This window comes from Brevundimonas sp. NPDC055812, assembly GCF_053616535.1.
In genome coordinates, this window is sequence record NZ_JBSHDX010000002.1 from 41,650 (window position 1) to 59,324 (window position 17,675).

General features: G+C 68.7%; 18 protein-coding genes and 1 tRNA gene. 10 read left to right on the plus strand and 9 right to left on the minus strand.

The window, feature by feature from the left end; translation table 11 throughout:
- Window positions 1–21: 21 nt before the first annotated feature.
- On the plus strand, window positions 22–1,044 hold the full coding sequence (locus ACWGL1_RS03125) for an NAD(P)/FAD-dependent oxidoreductase (protein WP_452111147.1): 1,023 nt from the start codon (window positions 22–24) through the stop codon (window positions 1,042–1,044).
- Here ACWGL1_RS03125 and ACWGL1_RS03130 read toward each other — a convergent pair.
- Window positions 1,041–1,781, minus strand: coding sequence for an energy transducer TonB family protein (locus ACWGL1_RS03130; RefSeq protein WP_452111148.1), 741 nt, complete (start codon window positions 1,779–1,781; stop codon window positions 1,041–1,043). The two genes, ACWGL1_RS03125 and ACWGL1_RS03130, sit on opposite strands and share 4 nt — an antisense overlap.
- Before the next feature lie 149 nt (window positions 1,782–1,930).
- Between ACWGL1_RS03130 and ACWGL1_RS03135 the strand changes: the two genes are divergently transcribed.
- On the plus strand, window positions 1,931–2,728 hold the full coding sequence (locus ACWGL1_RS03135; RefSeq protein ID WP_291781410.1) for a transglycosylase SLT domain-containing protein: 798 nt from the start codon (window positions 1,931–1,933) through the stop codon (window positions 2,726–2,728).
- 89 nt (window positions 2,729–2,817) lie between these two features.
- A complete protein-coding gene (locus ACWGL1_RS03140; protein ID WP_291781413.1) occupies window positions 2,818–3,960 on the plus strand; it encodes a DUF2336 domain-containing protein in 1,143 nt (380 codons plus the stop codon).
- An 11-nt stretch (window positions 3,961–3,971) separates the two neighbouring features.
- Here ACWGL1_RS03140 and ACWGL1_RS03145 read toward each other — a convergent pair whose 3' ends face one another.
- The 3 genes from ACWGL1_RS03145 to ACWGL1_RS03155 all read right to left on the minus strand — a co-directional run bounded on the left by ACWGL1_RS03145 (window position 3,972) and on the right by ACWGL1_RS03155 (window position 6,425).
- Window positions 3,972–4,442: an Hpt domain-containing protein gene (locus ACWGL1_RS03145; protein WP_291781416.1), complete on the minus strand. Its 471-nt coding sequence runs from the start codon at window positions 4,440–4,442 to the stop codon at window positions 3,972–3,974.
- 77 nt (window positions 4,443–4,519) lie between these two features.
- On the minus strand, window positions 4,520–5,299 hold the full coding sequence (locus tag ACWGL1_RS03150; protein ID WP_291781419.1) for an NAD kinase: 780 nt from the start codon (window positions 5,297–5,299) through the stop codon (window positions 4,520–4,522).
- Between the two features lie 31 nt (window positions 5,300–5,330).
- A complete protein-coding gene (locus tag ACWGL1_RS03155; protein ID WP_452111149.1) occupies window positions 5,331–6,425 on the minus strand; it encodes a DUF2336 domain-containing protein in 1,095 nt (364 codons plus the stop codon).
- Window positions 6,426–6,611: 186 nt separating this feature from the next.
- On the opposite strand from ACWGL1_RS03155, the gene ACWGL1_RS03160 reads away from it, so the two are divergent.
- The 4 genes from ACWGL1_RS03160 to ACWGL1_RS03175 all read left to right on the plus strand — a co-directional run bounded on the left by ACWGL1_RS03160 (window position 6,612) and on the right by ACWGL1_RS03175 (window position 12,636).
- Window positions 6,612–7,370 (plus strand): class II aldolase/adducin family protein, encoded by a 759-nt coding sequence (locus ACWGL1_RS03160; RefSeq protein ID WP_343828979.1) that lies wholly within the window; start codon window positions 6,612–6,614, stop codon window positions 7,368–7,370.
- A gap of 12 nt (window positions 7,371–7,382) precedes the next feature.
- The gene (locus ACWGL1_RS03165; protein ID WP_452111150.1) at window positions 7,383–8,144 is read left to right on the plus strand and encodes a hypothetical protein; all 762 of its coding nucleotides are present in this window, start codon (window positions 7,383–7,385) and stop codon (window positions 8,142–8,144) included.
- Window positions 8,145–8,254: 110 nt separating this feature from the next.
- Window positions 8,255–9,400, plus strand: coding sequence for an efflux RND transporter periplasmic adaptor subunit (locus ACWGL1_RS03170; protein ID WP_291781432.1), 1,146 nt, complete (start codon window positions 8,255–8,257; stop codon window positions 9,398–9,400).
- Window positions 9,400–12,636 (plus strand): efflux RND transporter permease subunit, encoded by a 3,237-nt coding sequence (locus tag ACWGL1_RS03175; RefSeq protein WP_452111400.1) that lies wholly within the window; start codon window positions 9,400–9,402, stop codon window positions 12,634–12,636. The genes ACWGL1_RS03170 and ACWGL1_RS03175 overlap by 1 nt, the downstream gene beginning before the upstream one ends.
- A 170-nt stretch (window positions 12,637–12,806) precedes the next feature.
- Here ACWGL1_RS03175 and ACWGL1_RS03180 read toward each other — a convergent pair whose 3' ends face one another.
- The 3 genes from ACWGL1_RS03180 to ACWGL1_RS03190 form a co-directional block, all read right to left on the minus strand.
- Window positions 12,807–13,334, minus strand: a complete 528-nt coding sequence (locus tag ACWGL1_RS03180) for a c-type cytochrome (protein WP_291781435.1) — start codon at window positions 13,332–13,334, stop codon at window positions 12,807–12,809.
- A gap of 85 nt (window positions 13,335–13,419) precedes the next feature.
- Window positions 13,420–14,046 (minus strand): TetR/AcrR family transcriptional regulator, encoded by a 627-nt coding sequence (locus ACWGL1_RS03185; RefSeq protein WP_312220255.1) that lies wholly within the window; start codon window positions 14,044–14,046, stop codon window positions 13,420–13,422.
- A 20-nt stretch (window positions 14,047–14,066) separates the two neighbouring features.
- A tRNA-Thr gene (locus ACWGL1_RS03190) sits at window positions 14,067–14,142 on the minus strand.
- 51 nt (window positions 14,143–14,193) lie between these two features.
- Here ACWGL1_RS03190 and ACWGL1_RS03195 point away from each other — a divergent pair.
- Window positions 14,194–14,544, plus strand: coding sequence for a DMT family protein (locus tag ACWGL1_RS03195; RefSeq protein WP_343828985.1), 351 nt, complete (start codon window positions 14,194–14,196; stop codon window positions 14,542–14,544).
- 4 nt (window positions 14,545–14,548) lie between these two features.
- Here ACWGL1_RS03195 and ACWGL1_RS03200 read toward each other — a convergent pair whose 3' ends face one another.
- The gene (locus ACWGL1_RS03200) at window positions 14,549–14,986 is read right to left on the minus strand and encodes an HIT family protein (RefSeq protein ID WP_291781445.1); all 438 of its coding nucleotides are present in this window, start codon (window positions 14,984–14,986) and stop codon (window positions 14,549–14,551) included.
- A 113-nt stretch (window positions 14,987–15,099) separates the two neighbouring features.
- On the opposite strand from ACWGL1_RS03200, the gene ACWGL1_RS03205 reads away from it, so the two are divergent.
- Window positions 15,100–15,456 carry a phage holin family protein gene (locus ACWGL1_RS03205; RefSeq protein WP_338576031.1) on the plus strand — a complete coding sequence of 119 codons (357 nt, stop codon included), beginning with the start codon at window positions 15,100–15,102 and terminating at the stop codon, window positions 15,454–15,456.
- A 72-nt stretch (window positions 15,457–15,528) separates the two neighbouring features.
- Window positions 15,529–16,101, plus strand: a complete 573-nt coding sequence (locus tag ACWGL1_RS03210; RefSeq protein WP_452111401.1) for a DUF2239 family protein — start codon at window positions 15,529–15,531, stop codon at window positions 16,099–16,101.
- Between the two features lie 19 nt (window positions 16,102–16,120).
- Here ACWGL1_RS03210 and ACWGL1_RS03215 read toward each other — a convergent pair whose 3' ends face one another.
- Window positions 16,121–17,527: a D-alanyl-D-alanine carboxypeptidase gene (locus ACWGL1_RS03215; protein ID WP_452111151.1), complete on the minus strand. Its 1,407-nt coding sequence runs from the start codon at window positions 17,525–17,527 to the stop codon at window positions 16,121–16,123.
- Window positions 17,528–17,675: the final 148 nt, after the last annotated feature.

Here is a 17,675-nt window from a genome sequence, read left to right on the forward strand (position 1 = left end):
CGGGAGGTCGAAGGACATCCCGTGCCCCATTTCAATTCTCCCGAACCTTCCTTCGACGCCCTGATCATCGGCGCGGGCGCTCTGGGCTTGTGCGCGGCGGCCGAGCTGAGACGACGCGGACGCCGCGTGGCGGTGATCGATCCGGGCGGCTTCAACGCCTCGGCCGTGGCGGCGGGCATGATCGCGCCGGCCATGGAATGCGCCATCGACGATCTGTCGCCAGAGGCGGCTGGGTTGCTGCGTCGTGCGCGCGATCTGTGGCCGGCCTTCGCCGAAGCGACGGGCGTGCGCCTGTATGGCGATGTGGCTGAATGGCGCGGCGGAAACGTCGCCGAACTGGCGGCGCGGATGACGGCGCTGGGCTTTCAGCATCAGTACGACGCCGCCTCGGCCCGTCTGACGACGCACGAGGACGCCAAGGTCGATCCGCCTCAGGCGCTGGCGGCTCTGGCGCAGGGACTGACGGTGATGGAGGCGCGGGCGCTGCGCATAGCTTCGGACAGGCCGGGCTGGCGGGTCGAGACGGCGACTGGCGCCGTGCGTGCGGAGCATCTGATTCTGGCCACCGGCGCTGATCCGGCGCTGGAGGGCCTGCCGCCCGAAGCGCAAGCGGCTGTCGCCTGCATCACTCCCATTCGCGGTCAGATCGGTCTGGTGAAGGAGAAACTGGTCGATCATGTCGTGCGCGGTCCCGGCTCCTATGTCGCGCCGATGGGCGAGGGCGCCGTGATCGGGGCGACGATGGAGCCAGGCGAACGCTCCGTGATCCCCGATGCCGCGCGTTGCGAGGCTATGCTCGCCGCCGCCTGGGCCGTGCTGGATGAAGCGCCGCGTCCGCTGGGTATCGACTGGCGCGCAGGGGTGCGGGGGACGACGCCTGACGGCCTGCCGATGGCGGGGCGGGTCGCGCCGGGCCTGCATGTCGCGCTGGGGCCGCGCCGCAACGGCTGGCTGCTGGGTCCGCTGATCGGCGCCGTCGTCGCCGATGCGACAGAGGGCCGGCCCGTCGCTGAGCCGACCCTCCATCCCTCGCGATTCCTTTAGTCCGTCGGCGGGGTGAATCGGATCGCCATGGTGACGTGGGCGCCGTCGACCGCCTGACCGTCCACCGTGCGCGGGCTGAGGCGGAAGTAGCGGCTCAGGCTCACCGCCGCCCGGCCGAACCCCTGATTGCCAGGCGTTTCTGATGTGACCGAACAGCCCGTGAGGCTGCCGTCCACCCGCACCAGGCAGGACAGTTCCGCAACCCCGCCGATGCCGCGCGCCTCGGCCGAAGAAGGGTAGGCGCGCATCAGCTGATCCGCCGTCGGCCTGCGCACCCAGTCGGGCTGGGTGATGACCGGGGCGGGCTTCGGCGGCTCAGGCGTGACCGTGGTTCCGGCGGCCGGTTCGGCGGCAGGCTCAGTCAGGTTGATGACCGGTCCGGCGTCGTGGCTGACGACGGGAGCGACAGGGACCTCCAGCGGAGCGACGTCGCTGGGCGTGACCTGCGTCGGTCGGTGGATCGGCGGCGTCGGCGCGGGCGAGGCCATGGGCGGCGTCTCCGGCTTGGGCGGCGAGGGCGGCCGGATCAGATCGACGATCGTGGGCTGCGGCTCCGTCGGCGCGGGCGGCACGTCCGCCAGTTCGAACCGCTGCTGATACAGCCAGACGCCGGCGCCGACGTGAACCAGGGCCGAAGCTGTGATCATCGCCCACACCCACCGGGGCAGGGGCTTCTTGCGTTGTTGGAAGTCGAGGGGGCTGACCACGCCGTGGCCGCCGGCGATACGCATCATCATGACTTACGCGCCTCCTGTCGCAGGCCCTCCCCAGCACCCACGGAACAGAGTTCGCGCTTTGCTTGCGGCCTTATTGTGGCGCTTTGAATTGTTAACGGCGAAGCTGCGATGTTAAGGTTTGGTTTACCTAGGTTAGCGACCGTTCACACATGAGCGTGAAAGCGATTCCATCATCCGGCGGCGTGGAGGCGGCCATTCGGCGCGCCTCGGCCTCGACCGGCGTGGATTTCGACTTTCTGATGAAGACCGCGCGCCGAGAAAGCGCGATGAACCCCAATGCGCGCGCGCCGACCTCCTCGGCCTCGGGCCTGTTCCAGTTCATCGAACAGACCTGGCTGGGCACGGTGAAGCGGCATGGCGCCAAGCACGGCTACGGCCAGTATGCGGACCTGATCTACCAGGGCGGGGACGGACGCTGGCAGGTGCGGGGCTCGGCGCGTAATGTGGTGCTGGATCTGCGTTTCGACCCCCATGCGGCCTCGACCATGGCGGCCGAGTTGACGGCCTCCAACGCCGCCTATCTGCGTGGCCGCACGGGGCGCGAGCCGGGGGCGGGCGACCTTTACGCCGCCCACTTCCTGGGCCCGGCGGGCGCGGCCAAGCTGCTGGAGGCGGTGCAGTCGCGACCCCAGTCCAGCGCGGCGGCTCTATTCCCCGAAGCGGCCTCGGCCAACCGCTCCATCTTCTACCGCAACGGTCGACCGGCGACGGCGGCCGAGGTTCACGCCAACCTGCAGCGCACGGCGGGCGAGGCCTTCCCGGCGTCCGGGGTCGGCGCGGGCAAGGCGGTTCCGGAACTCAGCGAGAAGGATCGGATGCTGGCCGCGCGTCTGGACCGGCTGAAGCAGGATCAGAGTCTTCTGGCGCTTCTGCTGGGCCAGGACGGGCGGGGGTCGGGCGGCGGATTCGGCGGGGCCTTCGCTCCGCCTGAGGACAAGGTGGCGTAACCACGCTTCCGCCTTATTCCTAAGAGAGCGTTAACTATGTAACGCTAGGGGTGACGATTGATTCCTCGCTGACCCTGAGCCTCCGAGCCATGACCGCCTACCGCGCCAGACTGACGGAAAGCGACATCCGGCGCCTGATCAAGTCTGATCTGGAGGACGAGCGCGCGGCCGCCGCTCACAAGCTGTGCCGCAGCATCGACCGGATGCCGTTGGACGATGCGGGGCGCGAGGCGGCGCAGAAGATTCTGGGCGTGCTGACGGCGGATGCGGCGGAACTGGTGCGTCGGGCCGTGGCGGTGACGCTCAAGGCTTCGGACATCATGCCGCGCGAGGCGGCGCGCCGGCTGGCGGGCGACGTGGACAGCGTGGCCCTGCCCATCATCAACAGCTGCCCGGCCTTCACGGACGACGACCTGATCGAGATCGTGCGCGCCGGAACGGCGCTGCGCCAGGTGGCGGTGGCGTCCCGCCCGCGCGTGCCGCGTGACGTGGCGACGGTCCTGGCTGCGGAAGGCAAGCAGGAGGCGGTCGCCGCCCTGGCCGCCAATGACAACGCCGACCTGTCCGAAGCCGCTCTGGGCGTCGCCCTGGATCGATTCAGCGACGCCCCCGAGGTGATATCGGCCCTGGCCTATCGTCAGGTCCTGCCGCTGTCGGTGACCGAGCGGCTGGTGGTCCTGGCCAGCGAAGCGGTGCGCGAGCATCTGATCACCCGCCACGCCCTGGCGCCCGAGACCGCCATACAGTTCGCCGATTTCGCGCGGGAGCGGGCGACGATCGACCTGGTGGATCAGGCGCGGACGACCGACGATCTGCCCGCCTTCGTGGCCGGGCTGAACAGTCGTCGGGTGTTGACGCCGTCGCTGCTGCTGCGGGCGCTGGCGCGCGGCCAGATTGGTCTGTTCGAACACGCCCTGGCCGAACTGGCGGGCACGCCGCACCATCGCGCCTGGCTGATGGTGCACGACGCCGGGCCTCTGGGGCTGAAGGCCATCTATGACCGCGCGGGAATGCCGCCGCGCCTGTTCCAGGCGTTTCGCGCCGGAGTCGACACCTGGCGGACGCTGCAGGCCGAGGGCGGCGACACCGGCAGCGCCGCCTTCCGCCAGCGGATGCTGGAGCGCTTCCTCAGCCAGCGTCCGGACGCGGCGCGCGAAGACCTGGCCTATCTGCTGGAACGGCTGGACCGCCCGGCCGGCGACGATTGGCGTGGGGCCGTCAGCGCGGCCTGAGCCGCGCCCCCTTAGCCCAGGTGTTCCGCCGCGCGAGCTTCCAGGGTCTCGGCCAGGTCGCGGCCGACCGGATGGTCGTCAGTCTGGATCTTGTCGCGCACCACGGCCTTGATGGCGTCGATATGGGCGTCGACCACGGCCAGCGGGGCCTGCATCCGCTTGTCGGCGTCGTCGAGCATCCGGCACAGGGAGGCGGCGATGCGCGTGACCAGCGGATATTCGTAGGTGGTTCCCAGTCCCTTGAGATCATGAGCGCGGAAATACAGGGCCTCGGCCATTTCGGGGCTGTAGCCCTGGTTGCGGATGTCGGCCTGGGCCTTGTCGAGCTTGGCCACCTCATCGTTCAGCCACTGGCCGAACTGGGCCGACATGGCCTTCAGGGCCTCTTCGGCCCTGGCGATCGCGCTGGCGTCAATGCCGCCGAATCCGCCGCCGACCTTGGCGCGCAGGGGGTTGGGCGGGCGGATGACTTGGTTGGTCACGAGATGACTCCTCAACAGCAAACGCCAGTCTGTCGCACAGAGGCTTAAAATCCGGTGACAACGCTCATCGGCGCGGCTCAGGCCGCGAACTGTTCGGCCATGACCCGTTCCTCATAGGAGCGGCCGGCGTCGAACAGCATGGTCAGGGTGATGTCGCGTCGCTCGCGCACCTCCACGCGCGAGACGCGGCGCACCTCGAAATTGTCGGCGGTGGCGCTGACCGGCCGCTTGTCCGGCTCCAGCACGTCGAACCGCACCCGCGCCGTGTGCGACAGCAGGGCGCCGCGCCAGCGCCTGGGCCGGAAGGCGCTGATCGGCGTCAGCGCCAGGCTGGGCGCGTCCAGGGGAATGATCGGCCCGTGCGCCGACAGGTTGTAGGCGGTCGAACCCGCCGGCGTCGCCACCAGGCAGCCGTCGCAGGTCAGTTCCTCCAGCCGCACCTTGTCATTGATGCTGATGCGCAGCTTTGCGCTCTGGCGCGTCTGGCGCAGCAGGGAGACCTCATTGATCGCCAGGCCGCTGTGGACCTGGCCGCTCTCGACCCAGGCGTCCATCTGCAGGGGGTGCAGCACGGTGCGGTCGGCCTGGGCCAATCGGTCCAGCAGGTCGTCTTCCTCATAGTCGTTCATCAGGAAACCGACCGAGCCGCGATTCATCCCATAGACGGGGGTCCGCAGCTGCAGGTTGTTGTGCAGCGTCTCCAGCATGAAGCCGTCGCCGCCTAGGGCGACGATCACCTCCGCCTCGGCGGCTGGAACCGAACCGTAGCGTTCGCTCAACCGTTTGCGGGCGGCCTCGGCCTCGGGCCGGTCGCTGGCGACAAAGGTGATTGCGGTGGGCTGGAAGGACTGAGTCACGGCGCTACGTGAGCGGAGCGGAGGCCCGCTGTCAAACCGACGGCCCGTCTTCGGGCGCGGTCAGCAGGCGAAATTCATAGGCGGCCTGGGTCGCCGAGCGTTCGGCTGGGCGCCAGGCTTCGCCATCGGGGTCATGCGGCAGCCCATGGTTCAGCTGGCGAACCTCGCGCAGCAGGGCGGGGAAGGCGGCGCGGTCCAGGCCCGCCGCGGCGCAGGCCAGGAACAGGGGCCGGGCGCTGTCGCCGCGGAGTGCGCGCCGCAGGGCCTCTGTTTCCAGGCGGCCCAGTCGGGCCAGGGCGTGGATGAACAGGTCCAGCTTCTCCTCCCTCAGCGCCCGCATCAGGGTGGAGGGGCGCAACTGTCCCGCCGCATGCAGCTTGGCGGCCAAACGGGCGGCCGCCTCGTCCGGGGTGATTCCGGCCGCTTCCTGGGCGGCGGCGGCGACCGCCGTCGCGAGAGCCGAGGCGTCCAGGCTGAAGCGTTGGGATATGGCCTGCCTCAAGGCGTCGCCGACCCAGGCGTAGAGCCGCAGGGCCTGATCTTCGCTCAGCTGAGGATGGCGCGTCAGCGGCGCGCGCAGGGCGGCGATGGTGCGCGCCTTGTCCACCAGGCGGGTCATGTCCCGCGCCTCCAGCCGCGCGGTCCGGTTGACGGCAAGAGCGGTCATGACGGCGGGTTCGCCGCGATCCAGGATGACGCGCGCCGGTCCGGGCCCCAGGTCCGGCCGCAAAGCCACCTGAACCTGATGCTCCAGCGAGGCGTCCTGCAGCAAGGCCAGAAGATCCGCGTCCAGCAGCAGGGGGCTGGCGGCGATCACCGGGCGGGCGATTTCGATTGCGTCGGCGGCGAGCAGGCGCATCAGATCCGCCGGCGCCCAGGCGGCGTCGGCTAGCCTCTCGGCCAAGACGCGCCGGATGTCCTGCTCGGCCGCGCGGACCATGGTGATGAACACCTCGGTCAGGGCTGGCGGCGCGTCCGCCTGGCCGCCGACCGAATGATAGAGATCAGCCACGCCCAGCAGCAGGCGCTGTCGCTCCTGTGGTGGGCGTCCGGCGGCCAGGTCGATCAGTTGATGAAGGCTGGCCAGCGGCAGGGGATCGCCGGATCGGGACGATGCGAACGCCACGATTGAGTCCACGGAACATCCCCCGATGATGCGGCCGCGCCGCGCAGCAGGCAGTGTTCGCTCGCGTCGATGAAAACAGGGTTAACCAAGTCTTCCGTTTTCGGTCCCCTGACGGCGTTCGGCGACTTGACGCAGGGCGGAGGCGGAGAGAGGTTTCACCTGAACGCTGATAAGGGGAGAAGGCCGATGACGGACGCAACCTCGCTGAAGTCCCAGGTGTCCGAGGCGGAGTGGAAGGCGCGGGTCGAATTGGCGGCTCTCTATCGTCTGGTGGCGCTCCACGGGTGGGACGACATGATCTTCACCCATGTCTCGGCCCGCGTGCCGGGACCGGAACATCACTTTCTGATCAATCCCTATGGCTGGTATTTCGATGAAATTACAGCATCTTCCCTGGTAAAGGTCGATCTGGACGGCAATGTCGTTCAGGACACGACCAGCTTCATCAATCCGGCGGGTTTCACCATCCATTCGGCGGTCCATGCGGCCCGCGAAGAGGCGCATTTCGTCATTCATCTGCACACGGTGAACGGCGTCGGCGTCGCGGCCCAGAAGGAGGGCCTTCTGCCGATCAGCCAGAACGCCTGCCTGTTGCAGCACCAGGTCGCCTATCACGGCTATGAGGGGCTGGCGCTGAATCATGACGAGCGCGAGCGTCTGGTGGCGGACCTGGGCGACAAGCCGTTGATGCTGCTGCGCAATCACGGAACGCTGGCGGTCGGAAGCACGGCGGCCGAGGCCTGGATCGGCATCTTCTTCCTGGAGCGCGCCTGCGCCCAGCAGGTCGCGGCCCTGTCTGCGGGGCGCGACAATGTCCTGATCGCGCCCGACGCGGCGCAGGCCGAGACCAGGGAGCAGGGCCGGGGCATCGGCTTCGTCTCGTCCCTGGCCTGGCCCGGCGCCCTTCGCCAGTTGCAGCGAAGATCGCCCGGCTACGACGTCTAGGAAGGACGGGCTGTGGGGGGGAGAGGAAGCATCGGCCTTCTGGCCGGCCTGGCGGCGCTGGCCTCGACCCACGCGGCGCAGGCCGGCACCTGGAGCCCGCCGAAGGGGCAGGGCGAGGTCATCGTCAAATATGAGAACATCCGTGCGGAAGAGTTCTACGCCGCCGACGGGGACCGGGTCGACCTGCCCGGCGGTCGCCGGGATATCGTGGCCAGCGTGTTTGTCGAATATGGACTGACGGATCGTCTCACCCTGCAGGCCAAGGGCGAATGGCAGGACGGCCGCGATGAGTTTCTCGATTATCAAGGGCTGGGCCCGATCGAACTGGGCGTACGCTGGCAGGCCTACCGTGATGATCGCAACGTCGCCGCCGTCTATGTGGGCTATGCGGAGGGCGGAGCGGGACGCAACGCCGGCTACGCCCCGCCCGGCGCGGGCGACAGCGACTGGGAGGTCCGGTTGCTGGCGGGGCGGTCCTTCGAGCGCGCCTTCGTCGACCTCCAGGCGGCGCGCCGCTGGCGCGACGGCTTGCCGGACGAGGTTCGCGCGGACGCGACGGCCGGGGTGCACATCAATCGCGACTGGATGGTGATGGTCCAGGCCTTCGGCGGGGCGGCGGATGGCGACGGCGGGGCGCGCTGGCTGTCGCTGGAAGGTTCGGTGGTGCGCCAATTCGGGGACTGGCGGCTGCAGGCGGGGTGGCGCCACGCGGCGGCCGGGCGTGAAATTCCTGCGGGCAGAGGGCCCGTCGTCGGAATCTGGCGTCGATTTTAATCCGGAATTCCGCGACGGAATCCGAGGTTCCTCACGTTACAGATACGTTATTTGCGTAATGGCGGTGAGCCGTTAAGCGGGGGCGCTTGTTGTCGGGGAGACTGCGTCGCGTGTTCAAACGCCATTTTTTCATTATCGGCGCGGCCTGCTTATTGGGGCTGATGGTCGTGGCGGCGGTCGTCAGGATCGCTTTCAGCGGCGGCGACGCAGCCCATCAGCGCGGTCCGGGGGGACCCGGCGCCGGGCGCGGCCAGTTGGTGGCCGAGGTCGTGGCGCAGCGGCGCGAGTTCGCTGATCAGATTCGCGTGCTGGGCGTTGCCCGCAGCCGTCGTTCGGTCAACATCACCTCCAACACGACCGAACTGGTGACCCAGGTCATGTTCACCGACGGTCAGTCGGTGGCGGCGGGGGCGCCCCTGGTCGAACTGCAGGCGCGCGAGGAAGACGCCGACCTGATCCGGGCGCGCGCCCAGCTGGAGAACGCTCAGCGCGAGTACGACCGTTATCGCATCCTGGCCGAGCGCGGGGTGGCGCCGCGCGTCATGGCCGAGACGGCCGAGACGGCGCTGAAGACCGCCCAAGCCGCCCTGGCGGCGTCGGAGGCCCGTCGCGGCGACCGCATCCTGCGCGCGCCCTTCGCCGGCGTTCTGGGCCTGACCTCGGTCACGCCGGGGACGCTGATCTCGCCGGGTTCGGTCATCACCACCCTGGACGACATGAGCGGCGTGCGCGTCGATTTCCCGCTGCCGGAGCGTTATCTCGGGGTCCTGCCGGTCGGCGCGCCGCTCACGGCGACCACGGACGCCTTCCCCGGTGAAGAGGTCAACGGCCGCATCTCCCTGTTGGATACGCGGGTCAATGAACAGACCCGCGCCGTCATCGCCCGCGCCGAGTTCCCCAACCCCGGCAATCGCATCCGCCCCGGCATGATGATGCGCGTCGCCGTGCACCAGGGCCGTCGCCAGAGCCTGGCCGTGCCCGAAGCGGCCGTTCAGTATGAAGGCCAGGGCGCCTTCGTCTATCGCATCGCGCGCGGCGAGACGGGCGCGACCGCCCAGCGGGTCGAGGTTCAGACGGGCGCCGTCGAAAGCGGCTATGTCGAGATCGTCTCGGGCCTGGCCAACAACGATCGGATCGTCGCTTCGGGTCTGAACCGCATCCAGCCCGGCGCGCCCATCAGCGTCGAGGGTGAAAACGCCCAAGGCCGTGCTCAAACGAAGGGCGGCGCACGCGCGACGCAGGCGGCCCGCCCATGATGCTGTCTGATGTTTCGGTCCGGCGCCCCGTCTTCGCGGCGGTGGCGGCGATCGTTCTGTGCGTCATCGGCCTGGCGGCCTTCTTCTTCCTGCCGGTGCGCGAATTGCCGGACGTGGACCCGCCGATCGTCTCGGTCAGCACCAGCTACGCGGGCGCCTCCGCCGAGGTGATCGAGAGCCGGATCACCGAGCCGATCGAGCAGCAGATCGCCGGCATTCAGGGCGTCCAGCGCATCAACTCGACCAGCCGCGACGGCCGGTCCAACGTCAACATCGAGTTCTCGCTGGACCGCAACATCGACGATGCGGCCAACGACGTGCGCGACCGCATCTCGCGCGTGCTGGGCCGCCTGCCGGATCAGGCCGATCCGCCGGAAGTGGCCAAGGCTGATTCCGACAGCCAGCCCATCCTCATCATGTTCCTGCGCTCCACCACCATGGACCGGCTGGAGCTGACCGATTACGCCCGTCGGTATCTGGTCGACCGCTTCGCCACCGTGCCGGGCGTGGCCCAGGTCAACATCTTCGGCGAGCAACGCTACGCCATGCGGATCTGGCTGGACGCCGGCGCCATGGCGGCGCGGGGCCTGACCGTGACGGACGTCGAGAGCGCCCTCAACAACCAGAACGTCGAACTGCCCGCCGGCTCGCTGGAGTCGGCCCAGAAGGACTATACGGTCCGGGTCGCCCGAAACTACGCCGATCCGGCGGACTTCGCCCAACTGCCGATCGGCACGCGCGGTTCGGCCTCGACGGCCACGGGAGCCCAGGCGTCGGGCACACTGGGCGCGGCGTCGGCGGCCATGACCAACGGGGTCACCGGCGCCCTGATCGGCAACGCCGCCTATGTCACCCGGCTGGGCGACATCGCCCGGATCGAGGAGGCGCCCGCCGAGGCGCGTCGCCTGTTCCGCGGCAACGGCATCGACCAGATCGGCCTGGCCATCACCCGCCAGGCCCAGTCGAACGACCTTCAGATATCCGAAGGCGCGCGCGCCCTGATCGAAGAGGTCCGCCACAGCCTGCCGCCCGGCACGACGCTGGAAGTCGGCTCGGACAACTCTGTCTTCACCTCTCACGCCATCGATGAGGTGTGGATCACCATCGGCATCTCGATGGCGCTGGTGGCCCTGGTCAACTTCATCTTCCTGGGCAGCCTGCGGGCGGCGATCATCCCCTCGGTGGTGGCGCCCATCTGCCTGCTGGCGACCTTCATCGTTCTGGCTCCGCTGGGTTTCTCGCTGAACTTGCTGACCCTGTTGGCCCTGGTTCTGGCCATCGGCCTCGTCGTCGATGACGCCATCGTCGTCGTCGAGAACATCCAGCGCCGTCTGGACCACGGCGAGCCGCCGCTGGTGGCGGCCGAGCGTGGGGCGCGCCAGGTCTTCTTCGCCGTCGTGGCCACGACCATCGTCCTGCTGTCGGTGTTCGCGCCCCTGCTGTTCCTGCCGGGCTACGTCGGCCGCCTGTTCGTCGAGCTGGCGGCGGCCATTGCGGCGGCCGTGGCCTTCTCCGCCTTCCTGGCGCTGAGCCTGTCGCCCATGCTGGCGTCCAAGATCCTGAAGCCGGCCCAGACCGGCGGCTGGCTGGCCCGTCGCGTCGATGCGGCCATGGAGACGCTGAAGCGGTCCTACGCCGCATCGCTGGACGCCCTGCTGGGACGGCGCATCGCCATTGTCGGCGTCGGCGCCCTGATCGTGCTGGTGGCGGCCGGGGCCGGGGGGATCTTCCTGCACCTGCCCAATGAACTGGTGCCGAGCGAGGACCGGGGCCGTGTCGGCATCCGGGTCAGCGGGCCTGAGGGCACGGGCTTCGACTACACGCGTCAGATCATGTTGGGCCTGGAGCCGATCCTGGCGGAGTACCGCGAAAACGGCGAGGTCGATTCCTTCCTGATCTCGGCGCCGGGTTTCGGCGGCGGCAGCTTCAACTCGGGCAACGCCAGCCTGACCCTGGTCGACTGGTCCAAGCGCGAACGCTCGGCCGATCAGATCGCCCAGGAGATCAACGTCAAGCTGCGCAATCAGACCGGCGCTCAGGTCAACGCCTCGACGCCCGGCGCCTTCCAGCGCGGCGGCGGCAACTCCAACTCGATCGACATGATCGTCACGGGGTCGGAGTACGCCGCCATCTACAACTGGCTGCAGCCGATCCTGGCGGCGGCGCAGGAGAATCCAGGCTTCTCGCGTCCGCGCCTGAACTATGAACCGAACGCCCCGCGCCTGCTGGTCGACGTCGATCCGCAGAAGGCGGCGGCCCTGGGCGTCTCGACCCAACAGATCGGTCGTACGCTGGAGACCATGTTCGGCTCGCGCCGCGCCACGACCTACATCAAGGGCGGCCAGGAGTATGACGTCATCCTGCAGACCGACCGCGACAACCGGCGCGAGGTCACCGACCTGGAGGCGCTCTACGTCTCGACCGGCACGGCCCAACTGGTGCCGCTGTCGGCGGTGGTCACGACCAAGACCTCGGGCGACACGCCCGACCGTCGCCGTCTGGATCGCCAGCGGGCCATCACCCTTCAGGCCGACCTGAATCCCGGCACCACCATCGACGACGCCGTTCAGTTTCTGATGGCCGAGGTCGCCAAACAGCCCCAGGGCGTGACCAACATCCGCTGGGGCGGCGCCGCCCGCGACCAGCAGGAGGCGGGCAGCGCCGTGGGCTGGGCCTTCGCCCTGGCCCTGCTGCTGGTCTTCCTGGTTCTGGCGGCCCAGTTCGAGAGCTGGATCACGCCTGCGGTCATCATGCTGACCGTGCCTCTGGCGGCGGCGGGGGGGCTGTTCGGCCTGCTAATGGCGGGCTCCAGCCTGAACATCTACAGCCAGATCGGCCTGATCATCCTGATCGGGGTCGCGGCCAAGAACGGCATCCTGATCGTGGAGTTCGCCAACCAACTGCGCGACCAGGGGCGGACCATCCGCGAGGCCATCATCGAGTCCTCGTCGCTGCGTCTACGCCCGATCATCATGACCTCGATCGCCACCGCCTTCGGCGCCCTGCCGCTGGTGCTGTGGCAAGGCGCGGGCGCGGGCAGCCGTCAGACCATCGGCGTGGTGATCTTCACCGGCGCCATGTTCGCGACGGTGCTGACCCTGTTCGTGGTGCCGGTGATCTACGGCGTGCTGGCGCGCTTCACCAAGTCTCCCGAATACACCGCCCGCAAGATCGAAGAGTGGGAGGCCCAGGAGAGACGCGACGGCCTGGAGCCGGATATGAGCCCGGCGGAGTAGTGAAATGGCTTCCTTCTCCCCTTGTGGGAGAAGGTGGCTGCTGAAGGCAGACGGATGAGGGGTCTTGCGACCTCAGATGAAGGGGCGCGCGTCAGACGTCCCGCAACCCCTCATCCGACCTCGCTCCGCTCGGCCACCTTCTCCCGCAAGGGGAGAAGGCTAGGCGTTGCTCACTCGCCCGTCGGCTTGAACCCCGTCTCGACCTTCAGGAAGGCGATGACGTCGCGGCGGTCCGTGGCGTCGGGCAGGCCGGCGAAGCTCATCTTGTTGCCGGGCAGGAAGGTGCGCGGGTTCTGCAGCCAGTGATCCAGGGTTTCGGCGTCCCAGGTGAAGTCCGCCGTCCGCATGGCGTGGGAATAGCTGTATTTCTCCCGCGCTCCGGCCTTGCTGCCGAAGACGCCATAGAGGTTCGGCCCCGTCATGTTCGGCCCGCCGGGCGTGATCGTGTGGCATGAGCGGCAGCGAGCGAAAGCGCGGCGGCCGTTCTCAAGGTCGCCTTCATTATAGGGGGCGGGCAGGGCGGCCAGCATGGCGAGCTTCTCGGCCTCGGTGGGCGCCGGGGCCTTGGGCGCTTCGGGCGCGCTGTCGGCTGCGGGACTGGCGCTCTGACCGCAGGCGGCCAGGCCAAGGGCGCCGGCCATCACGATAGCCGGGCCGGCGGCGCGGCGGATCGAGGGGAAGGACGAAAGACGGGACATGACGCACTCCTTGGCCGAGGGGCATGCTTTAGCCCATGGGGGCGTCGCCGCAATGGACAGCTTGTCCAAGCGCAGGCGGGCGGCCTCAGCGGCCGGTGGTGAGCTTCACCACGATATGGGCGGTGGTGTCGATGATGGCCTCGGGCGTGTCGGCGCGTCGCATCAGTTCGAAGCCGGCGGCCACGGATTCCACCAGGTTCGCCGTTTCATAGGACGCCAGGCGGGGATTGAGGCCCTCGGGGTGCAGGCCGCTGGCGTGGGCCTGGGCGATGCGGCGTTCCAGCGCCAGGTGCAGGCGGCGCAGGCGGCGGATGCGGCTCTCTGCGAAGGCGGGTTCGCCCATGTCCGCCAGCATGTGCTCGATCCGAAGCACCGGCCCGTGGTCGCTCCATAAACCCAGCACCTCCAGCACATAGGCGCGCGCCGATTCGAAGGCGCGTTCGCCCGACCAGTCGGCGTGGATGTGGGCGCCCAGTCGCTGGAAGTCCTCCCCGGCCTCCTCGCACAGCAGCAGCAGGCCTTCCTCGACCGAGGCGAAGTAGGTGTAGAAGGTCGGCGCCGAAACCCCGGCCGTCATCGCCACGTCCGCCGGGCGGATTTCGCCCAGATGCTTGGTGTTCAGCAGGGCGCGCAGGGCGTCCAACAGGGCGCGGCGGGTGCGGGCGCCCCGCGTTCGGATCCTGTGACCCAGCTTGTTGGTCGTCTCGGACATGAAGGAGGCGGCCGCGAAAGTGGTGCCGGTTGCAGGGATCGAACCCGCGACCTTCGGTTTACAAAACCGCTGCTCTACCAGCTGAGCTAAACCGGCGTGGCCCGCCTTATGCTGGCGGAATCTGTTTGACGCAAGCACACTGATCGAATGCCGTCGCTGCCTTATCTCGCGCCCATCGTCATGCTGGCGCTGTCCAACGTCTTCATGACCTTCGCCTGGTACGGCCACCTGAAATTCGGGGCCAAGCCGCTGTGGATCGTGGTCCTGATCAGCTGGGGCGTCGCCTTCTTCGAATACTGGCTGGCCGTGCCCGCAAACCGCATCGGCCATCAGGTCTATTCGGCGGCCGAGTTGAAGACCATGCAGGAGGTGATCACCCTGCTGGTCTTCGCCGTGTTCTCGGTCGCCTGGCTGGGCGAGAAGCTGACGGTGAACCACCTGATCGGCTTCGCCCTGATCGCCGGCGGCGCCTTCTTCATCTTCAGGGGGCCGCTGTAGGCTGTCAGTCCAGCTCGGCTGCGATGCGCTGCGCCAGGACTTTCAGTTGTTCGGCGTCGGCCATGGGGGCGTGGCCGTGGCCCTTCATCGGGCGGTCGGCCCAGCGCGGCACGATGTGGAAATGCAGGTGGAAGACCGTCTGGCCGCCTGCATCGCCGTTGAACTGCATCAGGCTGAGGCCCTCGGGCTTCAGCGCCTTCTCGACCGCGCGGGCGGTGCGCTGGACGGCGGCGGTCAGCCTGGCCAGGGCCTCGGGCTCGATCTCCAGGATGTTGCGGGCGGTCGAGGTCTTGGACACGACCAGGACGTGACCCTCGGACTGGGGAAACACGTCCATGAAGGCCAGGACGTCGTCGTCCTCCCACACCTTCACGCTGGGCATGTCGCCACGCAGAATCTTGGCGAAGATGTTGTCCGGGTCGTAGGCGCCGTGAAGGCTCATGGGGGTCTCCTTCGGGGTAGGGCGGCCAGCCTAGCAGGCGATCTCGCCCGGCGCACGGAGCGGAACGCCGCCCCATGCGCTTATATGGTCAAGGTTCTATGCACGGAGGCGTCATGCTGGGTTTCATCGTTCAGGCCGTGGTCACGGCGATCGGCCTTTGGGCCTCGGCCAAACTGGTGCCGGGGGTGGAGTTCACCTCGACCGGCTCGCTGATCGCGGCGGCGGTCATCCTGGGCGTGGTCAACGCCTTCGTGCGGCCGCTGATGGTGATCCTGACGCTGCCGCTGACCATCGTCACCTTCGGCCTGTTCCTGCTGGTGGTGAACGCCGCCATGATCGGACTGACGGCCATGTTCCTGGGCGGCTTCGTCGTCGACGGCCTGTGGGCCGGGATCGGCGCGGCCATCGTCACCGGCGTCGTCAGCTGGATCGCCGGCGCCCTGTTCGGGGGCGTGGACGAGCGGGGCTAATAAATTGCCCGGGTAATATTGACGCGATAATATCATCCGGGTAATTCCGTCTTCAACAAGCGAGGACGGATGATGACCCTATGCACGGCCTTCGACGGCGACACGATGATCGCGGCCGGACCGCTGGTTCAGGTCGCCGCAGCGACGAAAGCCGCGCACGACGCCGGACGAGCGGTCCTGGTCTTTCGCGACGAGGATGCGCGACCGATCGATCTGGATCTGCGCGGCGATCTGGAGGCGGTGCTGGCGCGTCTGCCGCAGGACAAGCCGCAGCCTGAGCCGGAGAAGCGCGGGCCGGGGCGGCCGAAGTTGGGCGTGACCGCGCGGGAGGTGACCCTGCTGCCGCGCCACTGGGACTGGCTGGCGTCACAGCCGGGCGGGGCCTCGGTGGCTCTGCGTAAACTGGTCGAAGCCGCCCTGCGCGAGGCGGAGGGGCCGGACCGGATGCGTCGCAGCCGCGAGGCGGCCTATCGCTTCATGACGGCCGTGGCGGGCGACCTGCCGGACTATGAAGAGGCCGTGCGGATGCTGTTCGCGGGCGACTGGACGGCGTTTGACGCCCGCACGGAGGCCTGGCCGGCGGACGTGCGTGATTACGCCCGTCGCCTGGCCGAGCCGGGATGGCGTAACGGCCAGGGACGCTGAGAAATCAGGGACGCTGAGATCAGCTGGGGCGGATCACCATGCAGGTGACGCGACGCTCGGACAGGGCCTCGCATGCCGCCTCGGCGGACTGCTGGGTCATGCCGGTGAAGCGCGAGCGATACCAGCCGTTCGCCGTCTGCACGTCGCGCTGGGCGCTGGAGAACTGGGTGCGGAAGCGGCGGCTGACGTCGTTCAGCCAGTCGCGGGCCACGGCCTCTTCGCGGAAGGCGCCGACCTGGACCGTCCAGCGACCGGCCGGGGCAGGGGCGGCGGCGCGCGCAGGCGGGTTGCGGGTCGCGCGGGCCGGCGCCGCCGGCGCGGCGGCCGAACCGCTGTTCAGGGCGGCGGTCAGGTTTTCGGGCGGGCGGTTCTCTGCGCGGCGGGCCGACGGCGGCGGCGTCACCTCGGTCGGCAGGTTGCGCGGCGGCGGGCCGGCGACATAGGCCACCTCGGTCGAGGAGCCGACGCCTTCGCCGTCCTCGTCGGACAGGGAGGCGTAGGCGACGGGCGGCGAGGGATCGGCGCTGATCCCGTAGCCGCGCTGCTCGAAAAAGGCCTGGGCCACCTGGATCCGCTCGCCCTGGCCGCGGCGTCGCTGGACCTCGAAGCCGGTGTCCATCAGTTCGGCGACGTGGTCGTTGCGGCTCTTGGTCGAGCGGCCGCCCATGACGATGGTGATGATCCGCTTGCCGTCGCGTACCGAGGAGGCCGCGAGGTTGTAGCCCGAGGCGTTGGTGAAGCCGGTCTTGATGCCGTCATAGCCGCGTCCGGTGGCCAGCAGGCCGTTGGTGTTGCGGTAGTCGCGGCCCTTGTAGAACCAGTCGTGCAGGCCAAGGTAGCGATAGTATTGCGGATAGTCGCGCATGACCGCGCGGCTCAAGATCGACAGGTCGCGCGCCGTGGTCGCCTGTCGCGTGTCGGGCAGGCCGTTGGCGGTGGTGAAGCGGGTATGCTCCATCCCCAGCTCGCGCGCCTTTTCCGTCATCATCTGGGTGAAGCGGCCTTCGGAGCCGCCGATGTGTTCGGCGATGACCACGGCCATGTCGTTGGCGCTGCGGACGGCCGTGGCGCGCATGGCGTCGTCCAGGCTGATCGTCTGACCGGCCGCCAGACCCAGCTTGGACGGCGGCTGCGACGCGGCGCGCGGGGAGACGGTCAGGTTGTCGTCCAGCTTGACCTTGCCGGACTCCAGCGCCTCGAACGTCAGGTACAGGGTCATGACCTTGGTGATGGAGGCCGGATAGCGCCGGGCGTCGGCGAAGCGCGAGAACAGCACCTCGCCCGAGGCGGCGTCGACCACGATGGCGGCGTAGCGAGCGTTGTCTGACGACTGGGCTTCCGGCGGCGCGACGCCGATCGTCGGCGTCAGGACGATGCCTCCCAGGACCAGGGCGGCCAGGAAACGACGGCGAAACAGGGCGTTCATGGGCAAGCTACTAGCCTCGTCACTGTGGCGCGAAGACGGCTGCGATCACGCACGTTACAAAGGCTAACATCGGCCCTGCCGGTTTCGAGAGGGTTAACGGGCCGTCAACGGAGTTGTGATCGCCCCAGACGGTCGCTTGGTTATCAGC

Coding starts and splice junctions, on each gene's coding strand:
- ACWGL1_RS03180 (WP_291781435.1), bottom strand. CDS start 13,334: ATGTCCCGTCTTTCGTCCTTCCCCTCGATCCGCCGCGCCGCCGGCCCG.
- ACWGL1_RS03200 (WP_291781445.1), bottom strand. CDS start 14,986: ATGAGCCTTCACGGCGCCTACGACCCGGACAACATCTTCGCCAAGATT.
- ACWGL1_RS03185 (WP_312220255.1), bottom strand. CDS start 14,046: ATGTCCGAGACGACCAACAAGCTGGGTCACAGGATCCGAACGCGGGGC.
- ACWGL1_RS03135 (WP_291781410.1), top strand. CDS start 1,931: ATGAGCGTGAAAGCGATTCCATCATCCGGCGGCGTGGAGGCGGCCATT.
- ACWGL1_RS03130 (WP_452111148.1), bottom strand. CDS start 1,781: ATGATGATGCGTATCGCCGGCGGCCACGGCGTGGTCAGCCCCCTCGAC.
- ACWGL1_RS03215 (WP_452111151.1), bottom strand. CDS start 17,527: ATGAACGCCCTGTTTCGCCGTCGTTTCCTGGCCGCCCTGGTCCTGGGA.
- ACWGL1_RS03175 (WP_452111400.1), top strand. CDS start 9,400: ATGCTGTCTGATGTTTCGGTCCGGCGCCCCGTCTTCGCGGCGGTGGCG.
- ACWGL1_RS03160 (WP_343828979.1), top strand. CDS start 6,612: ATGACGGACGCAACCTCGCTGAAGTCCCAGGTGTCCGAGGCGGAGTGG.
- ACWGL1_RS03140 (WP_291781413.1), top strand. CDS start 2,818: ATGACCGCCTACCGCGCCAGACTGACGGAAAGCGACATCCGGCGCCTG.
- ACWGL1_RS03195 (WP_343828985.1), top strand. CDS start 14,194: ATGCCGTCGCTGCCTTATCTCGCGCCCATCGTCATGCTGGCGCTGTCC.
- ACWGL1_RS03210 (WP_452111401.1), top strand. CDS start 15,529: ATGACCCTATGCACGGCCTTCGACGGCGACACGATGATCGCGGCCGGA.
- ACWGL1_RS03205 (WP_338576031.1), top strand. CDS start 15,100: ATGCTGGGTTTCATCGTTCAGGCCGTGGTCACGGCGATCGGCCTTTGG.